The organism is Candidatus Planktophila lacus (genome assembly GCF_002288385.1).
Taxonomy (GTDB): domain Bacteria; phylum Actinomycetota; class Actinomycetes; order Nanopelagicales; family Nanopelagicaceae; genus Planktophila; species Planktophila lacus_D.
On record NZ_CP016783.1, the window covers coordinates 174,028 to 194,646 of the forward strand.

Here is a 20,619-nt window from a genome sequence, read left to right on the forward strand (position 1 = left end):
TTAAATCTACTCTTTCATTCTGGTTTAAGTTCAAGAACGCTTGCACGGGCTTCGCCCTTAGCGGCCCGGATACGCAGTACAGCGCCAGCCTTTAACTTTGTGGCATCGCGCACAATCTTTCCGTCATCGCTTTGAACTACTGAATATCCGCGGTCCATCGTTGATTGCGGCGAAAGCGAACGCAGATGGGCAATCACGCCCTTGATCTCTTTCTTCTCAATATCAAGCAGCGCTTTGAATCCGCGATGGGAACGATCGCGCAAAGCGTTTAACTCTTCCACGCGAACTTTGACCATCACGCTTGGGTCTTTCATCACTGGGCGATTGCGTAGTTGGGAAATCTGATTTAACTCGTAATCAATCGTTGAAACCAAGCGTCGATAGATGCGATCGCGGATCTTATTTATATCGGCAATCTCTTGCTCGATATCTGGCACCACGCGCTTTGCCGCATCGGTTGGGGTTGACGCGCGATAGTCGGCGACTAAATCAAGGAGCGGTGAATCTTTCTCGTGGCCGATTGCGCTAACAATTGGTGTTTCACAACTTGCCGCAAGGCGAACCAAACTCTCATCGCTAAATGGCAATAAGTCTTCGAATGATCCACCACCGCGAGTAATGATGATGACATCGACATCTTCGATACTTTCTAGCTCGCGCAGCGCTTCAGAGACTTCAACGACAGCGGCGGCGCCTTGCACAGCAACTTCGCGGATCTCAAATTCAACTGCGGGCCAACGTCGGCGCGCATTTTCAACAACATCTTTCTCGGCATCGGTATTGCGGCCGCAGATCAAACCAACTTTGCGTGGCAAGAGCGGCAGAGCGACTTTGCGATCAGCACTGAATAAACCTTCTGCAGCCAGCACGCCCTTAAGCGCTTCAAGACGTGCAAGTAGTTCGCCAACGCCAACTTGGCGGATCTCTTTTGCTGACATTGTGAGCGAACCATTTTTTGTAAACCAAGATGCTTTGGCGTGAATAACAACGCGCGCATTTGCCGGCAGAGGTTGCACAGCTGCCAAAACGTTTTTGTAACACATCACGGAAAGGCTCATATCAACTGATGTATCGCGCAGGCGCATAAAGGCCATTCCGCCGCTGCGTTCGTTGAGTTCTGAGATCTCGCCTTCAATCCAAATCGGGCCGAGGCGTTCTACATATTCTTTGATCGCCTCAGATACCACCCGAACTGGCGCGGGGGATTCGCTTGAAGTTTCGAACATGGGGCGAGCCTAATAGACTCACCCACATGGCTAAGAGAGTTCTCCTTGCAGCGCCACGCGGATATTGCGCTGGCGTAGACCGTGCGGTCATTACCGTGGAAAAGTCCCTCGAACTCTATGGCGCTCCAATTTATGTCCGTAAAGAGATCGTCCACAACAAGCACGTGGTCTCAACCCTCGAAGCTCGCGGCGTCATCTTTGTTAACGAGACCGATGAAGTTCCAGAAGGTTCAACGGTTGTCTTCTCAGCTCATGGAGTCTCTCCTGCGGTTCACGAACAAGCAGCCGCTCGTAATCTAAAGACTATTGATGCAACTTGCCCGCTTGTAACAAAGGTTCATAACGAGGTAAAACGTTTTGCCGATGATGAAACTGAAATTCTTTTAATCGGCCATAACGGCCACGAAGAAGTTGAAGGTACCGCTGGAGAAGCTCCAGGCAAGGTACGCATCGTCGATGGTCTTGATGAAGCGCGCACAATCGTTCCAACACCAGGAAAGAAATTGGTTTGGCTGACTCAAACAACTTTAAGCGTTGATGAGACCATGCAATCAGTTGCAATCCTTAAAGAGCGTTTCCCAGAGATCGCTAATCCACCATCAGATGACATTTGTTATGCAACGCAGAACCGTCAAGAAGCGATTAAGCAGATTGCTCCACAAGCAGAATTGGTTATCGTCGTTGGTTCAACCAACTCCTCAAACTCTGTTCGCTTGGTAGAAGTTGCGAAAGAATATGGCGCAGCAAACGCTTATCTAATCGATTTTGCTGAAGAAGCTGATGATGCATGGCTAAATGGCGTTGAGACCATTGGCGTTACAAGCGGTGCGTCAGTGCCTGAGATTTTGGTTCGCGATCTATTGGCTTGGCTTGCAGAACGCGGCTTTGGCAGCGTTGAAGAAGTTACTGCGACACAAGAGACGCTTCTTTTTGCACTTCCACCCGAGCTCCGTAAAGAGTTAAAGACCGCCGGTAAGTAAGGAGCTAAAGTGAAAAAGATCGGATTATTGTTTTCGATCTTGGCGTTAGTTCTATCCTCAACACAAGCGATAGCTGCTGAAAACGTCTCAGTAAGTATTGGCGTGGATAATCAGAACGATAACGTTTATGAATCTGAGATAAAGAAAGTTAACTGGGTTGGGATTAATAATGGCTTGCCCTACATGTATGGTCTCCAAAAGTGTGAAAGTTTCAACGATTTAGATTGCCTTAATTCCAATCCGGTCGGAATCGTGGCTACAACTATTCTGCCGCTCTGCAATGCGGAGAATAAATCCAATTGCCTTCTACTTCTACGAATAGGCATCGCTGGTGGCGATAAAGTTGAAGCCAGTTATTTGGGCTCCGCTGACGGAAACACGTTTCCTAGCGATGCTGCCAATGGAATTTCGGCAGGATCTACTTCGAGCATTTTTTTAGTAAAGGATAAAGACGGCGTCCAGCGATACTTTGCATTGACAGCACAGATACAACAATTAAAGTCTCGTAAATTACCTGTTGGGTATCGCGACGTACAGGTTCCATACTTTAGCGTTGACATTAAAGAGATTAATTTAAATTCACTAGGGCAATGCCTATTCTTGTTTAAAGATAAATGTGTAACTCATAAAACCACTGGAACATTTTCTGCAGAAGTTAAATTACGCCTCAGTAATGATCCACCAAAGTGGCTCGCGGGAAGAATGGCAGATCCAACAATTAAGTTCACCAAGTTAGCTCAGGGCAAGGAAGTAGTTATCTCCGGCGCAAGTGTTGCTGTGCCACTAATCGAAGGTAGCGTCCCTACATCATTATTCGCTAAATACCCAAGAGGCATAACTAGCCAAATGGTAAACACTGCCGCGCAAAATGGAACAAATGTAGAAATCGATTCAGGACTTGCAATTATGTATGCCACAGATGTGTTTACTGCGCTAAAAGAGAAATCAACTAAAGTTGTGAATTTCTGGAATATAAATGGATCTTCTCCGTTTACCGCTTTTTGTGCCGAGGATCTACAAGTTGACTGTCTTCAAGGTGGTAGCGGACCCTGCGTTGAGCAATCTAAAGACTTTGTTGGATTGCTTGCCACGAATGCCCTTATATTTAATAGAAACCCACCTCGTTTAATTGGCGATGAAATACAGTTTTTACTCGCATCCCCACACTTGTTGCCGAACTCCCAAGCCACAGTTGGAAACTTCAATTTAGAAGCGTCATCGAGCATGCTCCGATGTATTTATGGGCTGCCCGATCTACCGCTCTTTGCTGAAATCTCAGTGGTAAATGATGCAGGTATAGAGAAAATTGCCACTAAGTCGTTCTTGGAGAAAAAAGGAGTCTCATATATTTCCGTGAATAACTTTTCGTTTTCAGTGCCGAAAATTAAGATCAAGCTGTATCAATCAAAGAAGCGAGTATCAATTAACTGCGTTAAGGGAAAAGTTAAGAAGTCAGTTAGCGGAGTAAAGCCAACCTGCCCAAAGGGCTATAAAAAAGTTGCTTAACCGCGTGGCTTTGGTTTACGCGCTTTTGCTTTCTCGTTAAGAAATACAAACCAGCCATAAAGTGCGCTAACCATTAGGTATGGAGCGATGCTGGCAAGAGATGCGATGAAATCAATTCCTAAACGAGATGGCTTAAATCCAACAGAGAGAATTAGATAGAGCAAGACTGTTGCTGCATATGCCAAAGGCGGCGTAACAACAGAGACGTATGTTGTGCCTTTGCGCCCAAAGCGAAGACCTCCGTAGAGAACAACGCAGATGATGAGGCCCGAGACGATGCCGGCGCCGCTGCGGATAAGAAGTTCAAGGCCGGCAAAGAGCGCGATAAATAAAGTTTGCAGAACGACTACGCCTTCTTTCTTTAGGCCAGGGCCTTTGATCAAAGGTTTTGTATCTACATTTGTGCTCATTCTTCATCCTTTACTTCTTCTGCATCAATGAAATCTTCTTCGCCGCCGAGTTCGGAGTTCTTTAACTCACGCACTTCAGCAGGCGCATCTGGGTAGGTAAGTGAGAGTTTATCTTTATCTCCCGAGACTCCAAAGCTAATGATCTTGGCTGCGGCGCGCTTAACAGTTGATTCGGCAGTTGGAATTAACTCGCCATACGCCTTGGAGAGTGAATTAAGTGCTGTACCGACCTTGATGATCTTGGTGTGGAGCAGCGTTAAATCTTTCATAAAGAGACCGGCAGATTTAGCAATGTTTTCAGCGTTAAGAGCCACTGAGTTGCGAGAGTAAACGTTGCCGATAGTGCGCAACAGAGCCATCATCGAGGTTGGCGTTGCAATTGTGACATTTTGTTTAAAGGCAGTGTCAAGAAATAGCGGATCAACGCGAAGCGCCTCGGTGAGCAGTGATTCAAATGGAACAAAGAGAATTACAAAATCTGGTGAATCTTGTGACTCGTGATAACCGCGCTTGGCAAGGGCGGTAACGTGGCTAGCGAGATCTTTCTTATGTTCATGGAATAAACGCTCGCGTTCGGCGCCATCTTCAACTTCGTGGGCTTCAATGAAGCGATCGAATGGAAATTTGGAGTCGATAAATAATTTGGTACCGCCTGGCATGCGCACCGTGATGTCGGGGATACCGGATGAGTCATCATCGGTTGTGGAACGCTGCGCGGTGTATTCAATGCCCTTATGGAGACCTGCATCCTCGAGCATGAGTTCTAGTTGTGCTTCGCCGAATTTTCCGCGCTTCTGTGAATGTGAAAGTGCGCCTGCAATTGCTTTGGTCTGCGCAACAAGTGATTCGTTGTGGTTAGACATCGCTTTAACTTGAGTGCGGATATCGGATTCGGCTTCGATGCGACGACGGTCGGCATCAGATGCTTCCTTCTGCAATTTCTCCATCGCACTTTTCATAGCTTCAATTTCGGTTGCAAGTTTTGAGCCGGCCATCGCGTTATCGCGTTCGGATTTATATAGATCGCGTTCGGCGCGCACTGATGCAAACTCTGCAGCAGAGACGCCATCTTTCGAGGTGCGCCTGCTGGCGATGAAATAACCGAGAACGAGCCCGATAACTAGTGTAAGAATGGCCACTGCTGCGCTTGACATGGGCCTATCGTGGCAGGAAGGGCTGACAATGGCGCGTAGGCTCTACTCCTTATGAGCCTGTCAATTGGAATCGTCGGACTGCCAAACGTTGGAAAGTCGACCCTCTTTAATGCGCTCACCAAAAATAACGTCCTCGCCGCTAATTATCCCTTCGCCACAATCGAGCCAAATGTCGGCGTCGTAGGCGTACCGGATGAGCGCTTAGCCAAACTGGCCACAATCTTTAGCTCTGAGAAGTTGCTTCCAGCGGCCCTATCTTTCGTAGATATCGCAGGCATTGTTAAAGGCGCATCAGAAGGTGCCGGCCTTGGAAATAAATTCTTAGCCAATATCCGCGAAACCGATGCGATCTGTCAGGTTATCCGCGTCTTCAACGACGGCGATGTTGTGCACGTTGATGGGCGCATCGATCCAGGTAGCGATATGGAAACAATTAATACAGAACTGGCGCTCGCTGATTTACAGACAATTGAGAAAGCGCTGCCCCGTCTTGAAAAAGAAGCACGTACCAATAAAGAGATTGCGCCAGTTGTAGAAGCAGTTAAGAAAGCTGAAGCGCACTTGCAGAGCGGAAAGCCACTTTCATCATCAGGTCTTGATCTCGAACTACTTCGCGACCTACACCTGTTAACTGCAAAGCCATTCTTATATGTATTTAACGTTGATGCCGCAGAACTTAACGATGGCGATCTGCGTAAGAAGTTGGCTGATCTTGTTGCACCAGCCGAAGCCATTTTCCTTGATGCTAAAACTGAAGCAGAGCTTGCTGAACTCAGCGATGAAGATGCCCTTGAGCTTCTGCAATCAATCGGAATGAAAGAGCCAGGCCTTGCAACGCTGGCTCGCGTTGGATTTAGCGTTCTTGGACTACAGACTTATCTAACTGCTGGGCCAAAAGAAGCGCGCGCTTGGACAATTCATAAAGGTGACACTGCGCCAATGGCTGCCGGAGTTATCCATACCGATTTCCAAAAAGGATTTATCAAAGCCGAAATCGTTAGCTTTGAAGATCTAATGGCCGCAGGATCAATGGCTGAAGCGAAAGCTAAAGGCAAGGTCCGTATGGAAGGCAAGGAATATGTGATGGCCGATGGAGACGTTGTGGAGTTTAGATTTAACGTCTAAATTTTTTGAAGAACTTAAGCGCCGGTGTAGTGCTTAGCAATTTCACCAAGTGATTTATCAATAATCTCTAAGCCAAGTTTCGCATCTGCTTCACTGATATTGCATGGTGGGCATAAGTGAATACGGTTGAAGTTATTAAATGGCATTAGCCCGTTCTTCTTACAGGCCGCCACTAATTCATTCATCGCAGGACTTGAAGCGCCATAAGGTGCAAGCGGTGCACGTGTTGCGCGATCGGTAACGAGATCAACGCCCCAGAAGACGCCCATGCCGCGAATATCGCCGATTAACTTATGTTTCTTCGCCATTTCGTGAAGCCCAGGGCCAAGAATCTTTTCACCGATAGTCGCTGCATTCTCGACCATCTTCTCTTCCTTCATTACTTGAATCGTTGCAACGGCAGTTGCAGTAGCAAGTGGGTGGCCCATATAAGTAAGTCCACCAGGAAAAACTGTTTCATCAAAGGTCTTTGCAACATCACCGCTGATAACAACGCCACCAAGTGGGATGTAACCCGATGTAACGCCCTTAGCGAAGGTAATTAGATCTGGAGTTGCAGCTGAGTGCTGGAATCCAAACCATTTACCGGTGCGACCAAAGCCAGCCATAACTTCATCTGCGATCCAAAGAATCTTGTACTTATCGCAGAGCGCGCGAACGCCTTCGAGATAACCCTTAGGTGGAACCAATACACCGGCAGTTCCGGGAATTGATTCGATCAAAATTGCAGCAATTGTGTTTGGACCTTCAAAGATAATGGTCTGCTCAAGATGTTCTAATGCGCGCGCGCATTCTTGCGCTTCATCGGTTGCCCAGAATGAAGTGCGGTAAAGGTAAGGGCCCCAGAAGTGAACATGTCCGAAGGCAAATTCATTTGGGAAACGGCGTGGATCGCCAGTTGCATTAATCGCAGCGCCGGTATTGCCGTGATACGAACGGTAGGTAGATAGAACTTTATGCTTGCGAGTATGTAAACGCGCCATGCGAATTGCGTTTTCAATAGCGTCGGCACCTGCGGTTGTGAAAAATACTTTCGCAAATTTATCGCCGGCTAATTCAACGATGTCACGCGCTGCTTGGTTACGAACTTCGCTGGCATGTTGTGGCGCCATAGTTGTAATAACAGCGGCTTGCTCTTGAATCGCCTTAACAACCTTTGGATGTTGGTGACCAATGTTGGTAAAGACAAGTTGTGAAGAGAAATCTAGATAAGTGTTTCCTTCGTAATCCCAGAAACGTGAACCAGCGCTGCCAGAAATAGGAAGTGGCTTAATTGCGCCCTGCGCAGACCATGAGTGAAAGACAAATTCATGATCATCAGCTGAAATCGCTGCGCTCTTTGCTGGATCATTAACTGCTTGTGACATCTTCCAACCTCTTCATTATTGGGTTCGTACTTGAATCTTATTTGGATCCAATAGGCATTTAGTATGTAGTAAATCACTCAAATAATGAAGAATTCTCATCGCTTCTACGCGGGCAATTAGTCCATATGAAGAGCCTTTAGTAGGATCGCTACTTGTCTGAATGAGATTTCCTTATTCCTAGTGATGCCTAACGAAAGTTGCTCCTTTGTCTAAGAAACAAGCCCACCTAAAAGATCTGCCAGAAAAAAAGCGCGAAGATTTGCGTAACGTAGCGATCATCGCTCACGTTGACCACGGCAAGACCACTCTGGTCGATGCCATGCTTTGGCAATCTGGTGCATTCGCTGCCCACAAAGTTCAGGGCGAAGGCCAAGACCGCATGATGGATTCCATGGATCTAGAACGCGAAAAGGGAATTACGATCCTTGCTAAGAACACAGCGGTAAAGCGCGGCAACACGATCGTTAACATCATTGATACTCCAGGCCACGCTGACTTCGGTGGCGAAGTAGAACGCGGACTAGAAATGGTCGACGGCGTGATCTTGTTGGTCGATGCATCTGAAGGTCCACTTCCTCAGACACGTTTCGTATTGCGCAAAGCGCTAGAAAAGAATTTGCCGGTTATCTTGTTGATCAACAAGGTCGACCGTCCCGATTCACGTATCGCTGAAGTTGTCGATGAAGCTTACGAACTCTTCTTAGATCTCGGCGCAAATGAAGAACAAATCGAATTCCCAGTTGTGTATGCATCTGCCAAGGCAGGTCGTGCATCGCTAACTCGTCCAGCAGATGGCGGAATGCCTGCAGAAGAGAACCTCGATGTTCTATTCGACACTATCTTCTCTGCAATTCCGGCACCGATTTATCACGAAGGCGCACCACTACAAGCGCACGTTACAAACCTTGACTCATCTCCATTCTTGGGTCGTCTGGCACTTTGCCGCGTACGCGAAGGTGTTATCAAAAAGGGTCAGAACGTTACTTGGATTAAGACAGATGGAACTCAAGAGCGCGTAAAGATTTCTGAGCTCTTGATTACTGAAGCGCTAGAACGCGTTCCGGCACTTGAAGCGCACCCAGGCGACATCATCGCTGTTGCAGGTATTGAAACAATTACCTTGGGCGAAACTCTGGCTGATCTTGAATCACCACATGCACTTCCACTTATTACCGTTGATGAACCATCAATTTCGATGACAATTGGTATCAATACATCTCCTTTGGCTGGCAAAAGCGGAAAAATGCTTACTGCGCGCCAGGTTAAGGGCCGTCTTGATGCAGAGCTCGTCGGTAACGTTTCATTGCGCGTTCTAAATACTGATCGTCCAGATACTTGGGAAGTACAAGGTCGTGGCGAACTTCAGCTTGCTGTTCTTGTTGAAATCATGAAGCGCGAAGGCTTCGAACTAACTGTTGGTAAGCCACAGGTAGTTATCAAGAAGATCGACGGAAAAATTCACGAACCGATGGAACGTTTAACAATTGATGCACCTGAAGAATATCTCGGCGTGCTTACTCAGTTGATGGCGCTTCGTAAGGGTCGCATGGAACAAATGGTTAACCACGGAACCGGTTGGATCCGTCTTGATTACAAAGTTCCATCACGTGGTTTGATCGGTTTCCGTACTGAGTTCTTAACTGAAACTCGCGGTACAGGTTTGCTCCACCACGTCTTCGATGGTTACGAGCCTTGGTACGGCGATATCCGCACACGTGCAACAGGATCACTTGTTTCAGACCGTATGGGAACAGTTACTTCATACGCACTTTACGGAACACAAGATCGCGGAACAATATTTGTTGAGCCAGGCGATGAAGTTTACGAAGGCATGGTTATCGGTGAGAACTCTCGCAGTGATGACATGGACGTTAACTGTGTTCGCGAAAAGAAACTTACAAATATGCGCGCATCAGGAACTGATGAATCAGAGCGTTTGATTCCGCCAAAGAAGTTAAATATGGAAGGCGCTCTCGAATTCTGTCGCGAAGATGAATGCGTAGAAGTAACTCCTGCTGTAGTACGTATCCGTAAGGTGACTTTAAATGGTGACGAGCGCGCACGTGCGACTTCTCGCCAGAAGAAAGCCAACCTGGCCGCAGATAGTTAAGCCTGCGCGCTATAAAAGCGTGTAATTGGAATAAAAGTCAGTGGTGTGGGGTTCAATACCTCATATGACCACGCCATCCATAAAGCTCACTCGCGCACCCGCTGCGCCTGCGCTTTTGGAGCTAGATGCCACACAGGCAAAGGCGGTGGCACACCGCGGATCACCACTTTTAATTGCAGGTGGACCGGGCACAGGTAAAACTTCTGTATTAATCGAAGCTGCGTTATCGCGCATTGCGGCAGGGCAAGATCCAGATTCAATTCTGCTGATTACTTACGGCCGCGAACGCGCATCCGAACTCCGCGATGCCATTGCACTTCGCACAACGGTGACGATGCACGAACCGCTGGCTCGTACATTTCACTCACTTGCTTACTCGATTTTAAAGATGGACTCAGGCGATAACTACCACGAACCAATTTTGTTATCTGGCCCCGAACAAGAAAACTTTATCGGCCAACTGCTTGAAGGCGATGTCATCGACGGTTATCGAAAATGGCCAACTGATCTACACGATGGCGAAGATAAGAAAGGCAATCCGCTTTTAACCCAGGGCTTTATCCGCGAACTCCGCGATTTAATTATGCGCGCCAATGAACGCGGTATTACCCCTGACGAGCTTGCTAATCGCGGAGAACGAGTAAATGAAAAATACTGGGCGCCAGCTGCAGATTTCTGGAAGCGCTACAAAGAAGTTATGGCGATCCGCGAAGACACCGCCGGCGATGCCAAGATGCGTATCGATCCTTCAGAATTGATTAATGTGGCAATTGCTTATCTGCAGAAAAATGAAAAGCTGCGTGCACAGTTGCAGGCGCGTTTTGCCACGATCATGGTTGATGAATACCAGGAAAGCGATCCTGCACAGCGCAAACTTCTCGATCTCTTATCTGGCCCTGATCTTGTAATTGCCTATGACGCCGATTCATCGGTTGGTCGCTTCCGAGGTGCAGATCCCGATGGTCTTAAACAGGTTGTTGATTCATACCTTGAAAAGGGTGCAACCCAAATACTTTTGCAGAACTCTTATCGCTGCCGCCCCGAGATTTTTGAGATCGGCCAGAAAGTTACAGCGGCCTTCCGCGCACCGTCTAGTACTCGTTCTCGCACCTGCACAAATAGCGCCAAACCAGCGCTAGATAACCCTTTCACCACTGCACGACTTAATTCACAATCTGAAGAAGCGCAATACATCGCCTACCTTTTCAAGCGCGCACATTTAATGCACGGCATTCCTTATTCGCAGATGGCAGTTATCTTGCGTTCTGCGGGCACGCAAGCAAGTGCACTACGACGCGCCTTTGCTCAAGTTTCAATTCCAGTTGCCGGAGATCTCGAAGCGCTCTCCACCAATCCTGCGATTGCGCCATTTATTCTCATCGCGCGAGTTGCAACTGGTGATCAACCGCTAAACCTCGATACTTGCGAGCGTTTATTGCTCGCGGAATTCGGGGGATCGGATTCAATCTCTTTGCGCCGAATTCGTACAGCGCTTTTAGCGGCGCGCGATGATGCCACCGACACTCGTGGCGGAACACAGCTCTTAATCGATGCCATTGATAAAGGTGAGATCAACATTGAAGAAAGCGCTGGACTCACCCGTGTTCACGAACTATTGCTCGCTGCCCGTAAAGTATTAACATCGATCGATGCTCGCCCCGAAGATTTGCTATGGGCTATTTGGGATAACGCAAAAACTAGCGATAATGAAAAGCTAAGCACCGCTTGGCGTAACACCGCACTTCGTGGCGGCAATCGTGGGGCAGCAGCTGATCGCGACCTCGATGCGATGATCCAACTCTTTGATTCGGCACAGCGCTTCTCGGAGCGCTTCCCATATTCCAAACCATCAGCGTTTCTTGACGAGCTTTCCCGCGAATCAATTGTCGGTGACATCATCACTGCACAAGGCGTTCGCCCCGATGTTGTTGAAATCCTTACCGTGCACTCTGCCAAGGGGCGCCAGTGGGAAGTCGTTGCAGTTGCCGGTTTACAAGAGGGTGTTTGGCCAAACTTGCGTCAGCGCAGTTCGCTACTTGGTAGCGAAAGACTTGTAGAACGCGAACGCCACGGTGACTTAGCGCGCTTAGAACTTGATTTAATCGCAGCTGGTGCGCTGGCTGAAGATGAGCGTCGTTTGCTCCATGTGGCTGTAACCCGCGCCCGCCAGGCTTTAATCGTCACCGCAGTGCAGCGTGAAGATGACGAACCATCTGCCTATTTCGAAGAACTAGATAACACCGGAGATCTCGATGCTCCCGTGATTACTAAAGTGCCACGTCCTCTTACAACGTCTGCACTTGTCGCAACGCTGCGCCAGAATTTAAGTGGAGATTCGGCAGAAACCGCCGCTTCGATTTTAAAGACCCTTTCCCAATCACAAATCACTTCAGCAGATCCAGCACACTGGACTGGATCACTTCCAATCTCTTCAACAGAGACCGTTGTTGCTGCAGATGAGTTAGTACCTGTTTCACCATCAGGTGCTGAAAACTTTACCGAGTGCGGAGTTAAGTGGTTCCTCGAACGCAGCGGTGGAACAAATGGAGATTCAACAGCGCAGATTCTTGGTTCAGCAATTCACGAATTCGCACGGATCAAAGTAGAAGATCCATCTATCTCTGAAACCGATTTGATTGCAAAGCTCGAAGCGTCTTGGTCTTTGATTGATCCAACTGAAGGCTGGATCAGCAACTCATCCCTTAAGCGCGCAGTAAAGATGCTCGAGCGCTTTAGCCGCTATCACGCCGCCACAACTCGCGATGTAGTTGGCGCCGAACTTAACTTTAAGATCCAAGTCGGTCGCGCTGAAATTCGCGGAAGCGTCGACCGCATCGAAGTCGATTCAGATGGCAACCATTACGTAATTGATTTCAAAACTGGCAAGACTCAGATCACCGCCGAAAAAGCGAAAGAGAATTTGCAACTTGCCTGCTACCAATTAGCAGTTGCTCTCGATGGCTTCGAAAAGAAGTTAACAACAACCTCTTCATCAGGTGCTGAACTCGTTTACCTTGCAAAAGATTCAGTAAAGGTCACAACTCGTCAGCAATACAAGATCGATGAAGTCGAAGTTAAGGCGAAGATCGAAGAAATCGCTGAAGGCATGGGAGCCGAAACTTTCCAGGCGCGTATCAACACTATGTGCGAAAACTGCGTCGTTAAGGCCTGTTGTCCGATCCAGAGCCAGGGCCGGACGGTGATCGAATGATCGAGAAGTACTCACCGCAAGATATCGCAGCCGCGCTGCAGAAAGTTGGCGCCAAGGTTTACAAACCAACTGATGAACAAAGCGCAATTATTTCTATCGCATCTAATCCGCTCGAACCTGCCGTTGTTATCGCGGGCGCTGGTTCAGGTAAGACTGAAACGATGGCAGCGCGCGTGATTTATTTAGTTGCCAATGGTTTTGCGCGACCTGATCAAATACTTGGTCTGACATTTACTCGTAAAGCTTCCGGGGAACTCGCGATCCGTATCCGCACCAGACTGCGCCAACTTCGCGCCGCCAAGTTAATCCCAGAGGACACACCACTTGAAGTTGCCGTTACTACTTATCACTCTTATGCCGCGCGTTTACTTTCCGAGCACTCAATTCGCTTTGGTATCGATGCCGATATCCAACCGATGGGCGATGCTGCGATGTGGCAACTCGCCAATGACATTGTGCGTAATTGGGAAGATGCTTCGTACTCAAATGAATCTGCCGTTGGCACAGTTGTGGAAGATTTACTTGGCCTAACCAAGTTGATGCTCGAACATCAGGTTTCTCCCGAAGCAATCGCTGCAGCAGATAACGAAGTCCTTGAGCAATTGGCACAGATGTCTGGTGCAACAAATCCAGAGGTACGTAAAGTTGCAAAAGTCTTAAGTCAACGTACCGCTTTACTTCCAATGGTCGAACGCTTTATCCAACGCCGCCAAGAATCCGGTCAACTCTCATTCGATGATCAGATGTCACTTGCGGCAGATATCTCGGTTAAGTTTTCCGATATCGGCGAGCTAGAACGCGCAAAGTATTCCGTTGTATTACTTGATGAATATCAAGACACTTCGCAATCACAGGTGCGAATGCTGTCATCACTCTTTGGCGGGGGACATCCCGTTATGGCAGTTGGGGATCCATGCCAGGCTATTTACACATGGCGCGGAGCCTCTGCCGGCACTATTAATTCATTCGGAAAGTACTTTCCAAAGGCCGCCGGCCACACTGGTGCTGAACGTTATTCACTACTCACAACTTTCCGAAATGATAAGACAATCCTTGAACTTGCAAACGTTGTCTCCGAAAAGATTCGCCGTGAAAGCGGCGCAGATGTTCCACCACTTACTCCGCGTCCAGGTGCTGGCGATGGCGAGATAGTCTGCGGAGTCTTCGAAAATCTAGATCTCGAAGCAACCGCGATTGCAGAATACTTCACCTCACTTTGGTTTGATAAAGGACGGCTAGCAAAACCTGCCGAAAAGCGTTCTACCTTTGCAGTTCTAGTTCGTAAACGCTCTCAAATTGCAACTATCGAAGGTGCGCTACGCGCCGCTGATATCCCAGTCGAAGTTCTTGGACTTGGTGGACTTATCCATGTTCCTGAAGTCGCCGATATTGTTTCGATGCTCCGCGTAATCGCAGATCCTGATTCTGGTGCAGCACTGATGCGCCACTTAGTCGGACCACGAATTAACTTGGGTGCAAAAGATTTAGCAGCGCTCGGTGCTTACTCACGTAATCGCACTAAAGGCTCACGCGCCGAAAGTAAGTCATTAATCAAGAAGATCGCCGCCGGCAATCCCGAACAAGCCGAAGCCGATGATCAGTTCTTAGGTTCACTTATCGATACCCTTGATGAAATTGGTGGCGCAGATAAATCAACCTTTACCGAGATCGGTTATGTGCGCTTAGTTAACTTTGCATCTGACCTGCGACGTCTACGCTCTCGCGCTGGCGGCACCATCACCGATTTAATTAACGAGATCGAAAGTTACTTGAGTCTAGAAACTGAAGTAATGCTTCGCGATGGCACAGGCTCTGGTCGTCGCCACATCGATCGCTTCTTAGATGAAGCTGGAAAATTCGCACGCAGTGGCGGCACTTTAAATTCATTCCTGCAGTGGCTCGATATCGCCGGAAAGGAAGAAGGAGGCCTGAAATCAGCGGCCCCAGAGGTCCGCAGCGATGTCGTGCAGATCCTCACCGTTCACATGTCTAAGGGCGCCGAATGGGATGTGGTTGCAGTTCCAGGTCTTGCTGAAGGAACTTTCCCTGGTCTAAATAAGAACGATCCAGATAACTGGATTACAAATGAACGACATATTCCATTTCATCTGCGCGGCGATCATCTGGAACTTCCACGCTTCTCATTTAACGGTGCCACTAAAAACTCTGATGCCGGCAAAGAGATTACAAAGTATGCAGATATCTGTAAGGCCACAAAGACCCGTGAAGAAATTCGTTTGGGCTACGTCGCATTTACGCGTGCTCGCACCCACTTGATTGCAACAACCTCTTGGTATCGCGATGGCAAGGATTGGGTCGAGCCTTCTACGATCTTTGAACAAGTCGCTTTAGTTGCACAAGAACACGGCAAGATCATCAGCGAGGTTCCACGTCCAGATAAAGATGCCAAGAACCCAGCGCTCGAAAATCCGCTGACCGGTATCTGGCCGCGCGACCCACTTGGCGACACTCGCTCTGCATTTACCGCCAAGGTAGAACTTGTTAAGAACGCGGCGCCACTTGATCTAGCTACTGCGCAATCAGTTGATATCGAAACCTCATCATGGATTGAAGATGCTCGTGCGCTAATTCAAGAGCGCGCACTTGGTGTTAACGGAGTTCTCGAAATTCCAATGCCACCACGACTTTCTACTTCGACGCTCGTTGCACTGCATAAAGATCCCGAAGAGCTAGCGCTTACGATTCGCCGCCCAATGCCGCGCCCACAAGATCAATACTCTCGTCGCGGTACTGCATTCCACTTGTGGATCGAACATCACTTCAACGCAGCAACCTTGTTTGATGATGAAGATTTGGATTTCCTTGACCCACTTGAACCAGATCAGACTCTCGAATCTCTTAAGCAAACTTGGTTGGCATCCGAATGGGGTAACCGCTCTCCGGTTGCAGTAGAAGTTCCATTTGAGGCTGTTTTAGGTGGGGTTTTGATCCGCGGTCGCATCGATGCGGTCTATGAGATTAACGGTCGCTTTGAAGTTATCGACTGGAAGACCGGTGCAACAACGCTCGGTGAATCAGCGGCAGTGCAGCTGGCGGTCTATCGCTTAGCTTGGGCGAAGTTAAAGGGAATTGATCCAGCGCTAGTTTCAGCAGCTTTCCATTATGTGCCGATTAGCAAAACCGATCGTCCAGCAGATCTCTTGAGCGAAGCCCAGTTGATCGCGCTAATTACCGGTGCTAGTTAATCTTTGCGCGCAGCGGCAAGTGATCGCTGATGCCAGTTGCAATTGTTCCTAAATCTTTGAATTGATTCTCTGCCCCATGAGTTAACAAGTAATCAAATTGAATCTTGGCTCCCCATGAAGGATAAGTATTTTGCTGGATCAATGACTTCCAATCAGAGCCTACAACTGGCAGATTCTTTGGCAGATTTAAATCGCCAAGTATCAACGGTTTGGTATTTGTCTCTTGCGAAATCTTGAGCGCCCAACGCTTTAACTTCTTCAACTGAAATAAATTCACACCCGGCACAAATGAGAGATGGGTGTTAAAGATCGTCCAGCCATTTGCAAGCGTTGCACCGAGTGCTAAACGGGGCTCATCGTGAACATAGATCGCCCGGATCTTCGGTTTGCTACTTGTCTCACTTTCAGTCGGAACAACTAGCGGCATCCCGATGACTGAATTTCCTAAATCAAGGCGATGCCATTTCACAACCGGAATCGTTGAAGCAATTGCGATCCCATAACTTCCTTCGAGAGAGTTATTCTCACCGCTCACTATCCGCGGATCTAAGCTATTTAACTTCCGCCATTTCTCACCTGGTGTTCCGATGATGCTTGGTGCAAAGGCCCAATCTTTAGCGCCGATTGCATCTGCGATATCTGAAACCTGATTGCGCATTTTTGATCGCGGTAATTTGTAATCAACTTCTTGAACTGCAATGACCTCGCTCTCGAGCTGGCGCACCGCGGCAGCAAGGGATTCCTGGCTGGGCCCGGCCGAAAGTGGCGGGATTGGCTGGCCGTGGAGCAGATTCCACGAGGTGATGCGCATATGGCCAAGGCTAGTAGCGTTCACCCTTATGAGCGCGGTCAACGGACAGGTATCGAAGATGGACCGCGCCGGCCACCTGCGCACAAACCAGACCGCTCTCGATCAGATGTGGCAGCGCGCCAAGATTATTCACGTCGCGGATTCTCGTTTAGCCGTCGAAGCAGGCGGAACCAAACTCCGCTACTTAACTGCTAGCCAAGTGCAATCGCTGATTTCATCTAATGACTACAAGTCAGGCGAAAAGTATTTCCTTGGTTTAGATGCGTTAGATCACGAGCCATTTTTTGCCTGGAGCGCTTCCACTGTAGAACCACAAGGCGAGAAAACGCCGGATGGATATTTAACCCTTCGCGAAATTGGCGGGTTGATTTCCGAATTCGAAATGGAAGTTTCTCTGCATACCGTGGCCTTGGCTAACTGGCATAGGTCGCATACTCATTGTGCGCGATGTGGTGCGCCAACTTCAGTTGCTCAAGGCGGCGCAATCCGCACCTGCGATAAAGATAAGAGCGAACACTATCCGCGCACAGATTCAGCAGTAATTGTCTTAGTTCGCGATCACGATGATCGGATTCTGCTTGGCCACCAACCAGTTTGGCCCGAAGGTCGCTTTTCATGCTTTGCAGGTTTTCTAGAACCAGGTGAAACTTTTGAACAATGCGTGCACCGTGAAGTTCTTGAAGAATCAGGCGTTGCCGTGCGCGAAATAGATTATTTAGGTTCACAACCTTGGCCATTCCCAGCATCGATCATGATCTCATTTGATGCTGTTACAGATTTTCCAGAAGTCGCCCGCCCCGATGGCCAAGAGATCACCGAAGTTAAATGGTTCTCGCGCGCTGAAGTTAAGGCGCAATCAGATGCCGGAACTTTATTGTTGCCACCGAATATGTCAGTTGCGCGCAAGATGATCGATCGTTGGTTTGCAAGTGGCGCAGAGGGTCAAGATAAAGAAGGAAATGGTGGCGCCAAACTTATCGGTGGTGAAACGTGGCGCTAGATGGTTCTTCTGGCGATATTCGCGCCGAAGAAATTCTCGCCGCACTTGATGACGATCAACGCGCTGTAGCCCTTGCTACTCGTGGACCAGTCTGTGTAATTGCAGGCGCCGGCACCGGTAAAACCCGCGCGATCACACATCGCATTGCCTACGCCGCAGCTATTGGCACGATGGATCCGCAGAAAGTATTGGCGCTAACTTTTACCTCGCGTGCCGCAGGTGAAATGCGCACCCGCCTTCGCTCGCTAGGCGTTCCAACCGTTGCCGCACGCACGATTCACTCAGCAGCGCTCAAGCAATTGATCTACTTCTGGCCCACCGTATTCGGTGGCCGCGTACCTGAACTCATGACCGCTAAGGCAGGTTTTATTGGTGAAGCAATTAATCGCGCAGGTTTATCTGGTGAACTTCGTGCCACATCGCGCGAGCTAATGCGCGATATCGCAAGCGAAATTGAATGGGCGAAGGTTTCACAAGTTGCACCCGAAGATTTTGTAACTGAAATCGATAAGCGAACTCAGAAGCCACGCGTTAGCGCTGAAAAGTTAGCAAAGGTTTACACCGCTTATGAAAGCGTGAAGAAACAAGAACTAGCGATCGACTTTGAAGATGTGCTTCTTTTGACCGCCGCAATGCTCGAAGAAGAGCGCACTGTTCGCGAACGCGTGCAAGATCAATACCGTTACTTCACCATCGATGAATATCAGGATATTTCACCGGTACAACAACGATTGATTAACGCTTGGCTGGGTACTCGCCAAGATATCTGTGTCGTGGGAGATCCGGCACAAACTATTTACTCATTCGCGGGCGCAACGCCGGTTTTCCTAAATAGCTTTACCAATCGTTTTCCCGATGCTGAAGTAATTCGCTTAAGCACTGGATATCGCTCAACTCCTGAAATCACCTTTGCCGCAAACTCTCTATTGCGTCACGGTGCAATGGGGCAAGAGTTGGTTGCCCTTAACGATCATGGCACCAAGCCTTCTGTAGATGGCTATGCCAATGAAGATGCCGAGATAGCTGGCGTACTTTGCGAAATCACCGCGCTTCTACAAAGCGGCACTCAAGCGCAAGAAATTGCGATCTTGGCTCGCACCAATAACCAACTTAACGGTGTTGAGAGATCGATGAATAAGTTGGGTCTGCCATATCAAGTGCGCAGCACCGAAAGATTCTTTGATCGCCAAGATGTCCGCGATTATTTAAAGGAAGTACGTCGCGCATCTGTGCTGCCAACGGAAGGCGTTTCTTGGATCGATGAACTTCGCACAATTGCACAACCATTCTTAACTGGCGAAAGCATCGATGGCATTGCCGCACTACTGCATTTAGCGCGCGAACTAGATGCCGATGCCGGATTTAGCCCAAAGACGCTGCGCAGTTATTTACGCGAGATCGAAGATCGCGTTCAGCAGAATAATCCGCCAACGATGCCGGTCGTAACGCTGGCAACTCTGCATGCGGCGAAAGGTTTGGAATGGGAACGCGTATTTTTGATCGGCGCATCTGAAGGAATTCTGCCGCTGGAATCTGGGGTTACTGGCCAGTCCGATGCGGTGATAGATGAAGAACGCCGCTTGTTCTACGTTGGAATGACGCGTGCGAAGGTGGATCTACATATCAGCCATCGCCAGAATCCAAGCCGATTCCTGCGTGAAGCGGGCCTTCTCAGCTGAGCAATTTATAGCTAGATTTAATTAGGTTGCGCAGATCACTATCTGTGGTTTACCCTTGCCTTTCACCAAGTTGGTGAAAAGCTCATTAGGCGAAGGAGAATGCAAGATGTTTACATCTAAGTCATTCACCACAGCACGCGTTACACGCGGTGCTGCTAATTCGCCTGCCAATTTCCATGCGACTACTAAGAAGCATACGAATTGGCCCGCAGCATCAAAGCCAGCGTTTTACGCCGCTTTTTATGCCGTGGATGAGGCCACAGGAGGTTCGATCGGATAAAGCCGATATACGAGCCCAACCCAAGGCCTCAACTCCACAAAGGAGTTGAAGGCCTTTTTTTATTACAAAAAACATAAACCAATCCAGAGAAAGAAAACGAGAGAGAAGAAAGTGGGTGAGAACGATGAGCGTTCTCTACAGCGAACTACAGGTACCAGGCTGGGCAGAAACAGGCGAGAAGATCGGTCTCTATGAAGTAACCGGTACGTATGACTCGGCGATCGCCTTTACCTTGCCATGCCATAACGCTGATCCCGAGCTCTTCTTCTCGGAAAGCGACGAAGGCATCGCGCAAGCTAAAGCGCTCTGCGGTGGATGCCCCGTGCGCAATAAGTGTTTAGACGGTGCTCTGTCACGCGAAGAACCATGCGGTGTTTGGGGCGGACAGCTAATCGAAGATGGCGTAATTATCGAACGCAAGCGTCGTGCGGGTCGTCCGCCGCGTATTGCAGCGTTCGTTTAATTCGTTCTGTCTAGAAGGATCCGTCAATAGATCAACCCCGAGTTTGTGTTTTTATCTAGGAACTCAGACTCGGGGTTGATCTAACTCATTA

15 protein-coding genes are annotated in these 20,619 nt (G+C 48.7%); 10 read left to right on the forward strand and 5 right to left on the reverse strand.

Translation table 11 applies throughout. The annotated features are described in order from the left end of the window. Window positions 1-14: 14 nt before the first annotated feature. Window positions 15-1,226: an exodeoxyribonuclease VII large subunit gene (gene xseA / locus A1sIIB60_RS00840; RefSeq protein ID WP_095688828.1), complete on the reverse strand. Its 1,212-nt coding sequence runs from the start codon at window positions 1,224-1,226 to the stop codon at window positions 15-17. A 26-nt stretch (window positions 1,227-1,252) separates the two neighbouring features. Here xseA and A1sIIB60_RS00845 point away from each other — a divergent pair, with 26 nt between their 5' ends. Both A1sIIB60_RS00845 and A1sIIB60_RS00850 read left to right on the forward strand, forming a co-directional pair. Beyond that, the gene (locus A1sIIB60_RS00845; RefSeq protein WP_095670635.1) at window positions 1,253-2,206 is read left to right on the forward strand and encodes a 4-hydroxy-3-methylbut-2-enyl diphosphate reductase; all 954 of its coding nucleotides are present in this window, start codon (window positions 1,253-1,255) and stop codon (window positions 2,204-2,206) included. A 9-nt stretch (window positions 2,207-2,215) separates the two neighbouring features. Further along, window positions 2,216-3,712 carry a hypothetical protein gene (locus A1sIIB60_RS00850; RefSeq protein ID WP_095688829.1) on the forward strand — a complete coding sequence of 499 codons (1,497 nt, stop codon included), beginning with the start codon at window positions 2,216-2,218 and terminating at the stop codon, window positions 3,710-3,712. Here A1sIIB60_RS00850 and A1sIIB60_RS00855 read toward each other — a convergent pair. Beyond that, on the reverse strand, window positions 3,709-4,122 hold the full coding sequence (locus A1sIIB60_RS00855; RefSeq protein ID WP_095688830.1) for a hypothetical protein: 414 nt from the start codon (window positions 4,120-4,122) through the stop codon (window positions 3,709-3,711). The two genes, A1sIIB60_RS00850 and A1sIIB60_RS00855, sit on opposite strands and share 4 nt — an antisense overlap. After that, entirely contained in the window at window positions 4,119-5,276 is a 1,158-nt protein-coding gene (locus A1sIIB60_RS00860; RefSeq protein WP_095688831.1) for a DNA recombination protein RmuC, read from the reverse strand. The genes A1sIIB60_RS00855 and A1sIIB60_RS00860 overlap by 4 nt, the downstream gene beginning before the upstream one ends. A gap of 51 nt (window positions 5,277-5,327) precedes the next feature. On the opposite strand from A1sIIB60_RS00860, the gene ychF reads away from it, so the two are divergent. After that, the gene (gene ychF, locus A1sIIB60_RS00865; protein ID WP_095688832.1) at window positions 5,328-6,401 is read left to right on the forward strand and encodes a redox-regulated ATPase YchF; all 1,074 of its coding nucleotides are present in this window, start codon (window positions 5,328-5,330) and stop codon (window positions 6,399-6,401) included. 14 nt (window positions 6,402-6,415) lie between these two features. Here ychF and A1sIIB60_RS00870 read toward each other — a convergent pair whose 3' ends face one another. Further along, window positions 6,416-7,768 carry an aspartate aminotransferase family protein gene (locus A1sIIB60_RS00870; RefSeq protein WP_095688833.1) on the reverse strand — a complete coding sequence of 451 codons (1,353 nt, stop codon included), beginning with the start codon at window positions 7,766-7,768 and terminating at the stop codon, window positions 6,416-6,418. Window positions 7,769-7,973: 205 nt separating this feature from the next. On the opposite strand from A1sIIB60_RS00870, the gene typA reads away from it, so the two are divergent. From typA to A1sIIB60_RS00885, 3 genes are all read left to right on the forward strand, one after another. Next, window positions 7,974-9,878: a translational GTPase TypA gene (gene typA / locus A1sIIB60_RS00875; RefSeq protein ID WP_095688834.1), complete on the forward strand. Its 1,905-nt coding sequence runs from the start codon at window positions 7,974-7,976 to the stop codon at window positions 9,876-9,878. A 64-nt stretch (window positions 9,879-9,942) separates the two neighbouring features. Further along, window positions 9,943-13,089, forward strand: coding sequence for an ATP-dependent helicase (locus tag A1sIIB60_RS00880; RefSeq protein ID WP_095688835.1), 3,147 nt, complete (start codon window positions 9,943-9,945; stop codon window positions 13,087-13,089). Beyond that, complete coding sequence (locus tag A1sIIB60_RS00885) at window positions 13,086-16,295, forward strand: ATP-dependent DNA helicase (RefSeq protein ID WP_095670643.1); 3,210 nt, start codon at window positions 13,086-13,088, stop codon at window positions 16,293-16,295. The genes A1sIIB60_RS00880 and A1sIIB60_RS00885 overlap by 4 nt, the downstream gene beginning before the upstream one ends. Here A1sIIB60_RS00885 and A1sIIB60_RS00890 read toward each other — a convergent pair. Continuing rightward, window positions 16,288-17,106 carry an endonuclease/exonuclease/phosphatase family protein gene (locus A1sIIB60_RS00890; protein ID WP_095670644.1) on the reverse strand — a complete coding sequence of 273 codons (819 nt, stop codon included), beginning with the start codon at window positions 17,104-17,106 and terminating at the stop codon, window positions 16,288-16,290. The genes A1sIIB60_RS00885 and A1sIIB60_RS00890 overlap by 8 nt on opposite strands. 28 nt (window positions 17,107-17,134) lie before the next feature. On the opposite strand from A1sIIB60_RS00890, the gene nudC reads away from it, so the two are divergent. The 4 genes from nudC to A1sIIB60_RS00905 all read left to right on the forward strand — a co-directional run bounded on the left by nudC (window position 17,135) and on the right by A1sIIB60_RS00905 (window position 20,528). After that, window positions 17,135-18,106, forward strand: coding sequence for an NAD(+) diphosphatase (nudC, locus tag A1sIIB60_RS00895; RefSeq protein WP_095670645.1), 972 nt, complete (start codon window positions 17,135-17,137; stop codon window positions 18,104-18,106). Next, window positions 18,097-19,785: an ATP-dependent helicase gene (locus tag A1sIIB60_RS00900; protein WP_190276897.1), complete on the forward strand. Its 1,689-nt coding sequence runs from the start codon at window positions 18,097-18,099 to the stop codon at window positions 19,783-19,785. Before nudC ends, A1sIIB60_RS00900 begins: the two co-directional genes overlap by 10 nt. Window positions 19,786-19,891: 106 nt before the next feature. Continuing rightward, the gene (locus A1sIIB60_RS07250; RefSeq protein WP_190276898.1) at window positions 19,892-20,065 is read left to right on the forward strand and encodes a hypothetical protein; all 174 of its coding nucleotides are present in this window, start codon (window positions 19,892-19,894) and stop codon (window positions 20,063-20,065) included. Window positions 20,066-20,189: 124 nt separating this feature from the next. Beyond that, window positions 20,190-20,528 carry a WhiB family transcriptional regulator gene (locus tag A1sIIB60_RS00905; protein WP_095670646.1) on the forward strand — a complete coding sequence of 113 codons (339 nt, stop codon included), beginning with the start codon at window positions 20,190-20,192 and terminating at the stop codon, window positions 20,526-20,528. The last annotated feature ends 91 nt before the right edge of the window (window positions 20,529-20,619 follow it).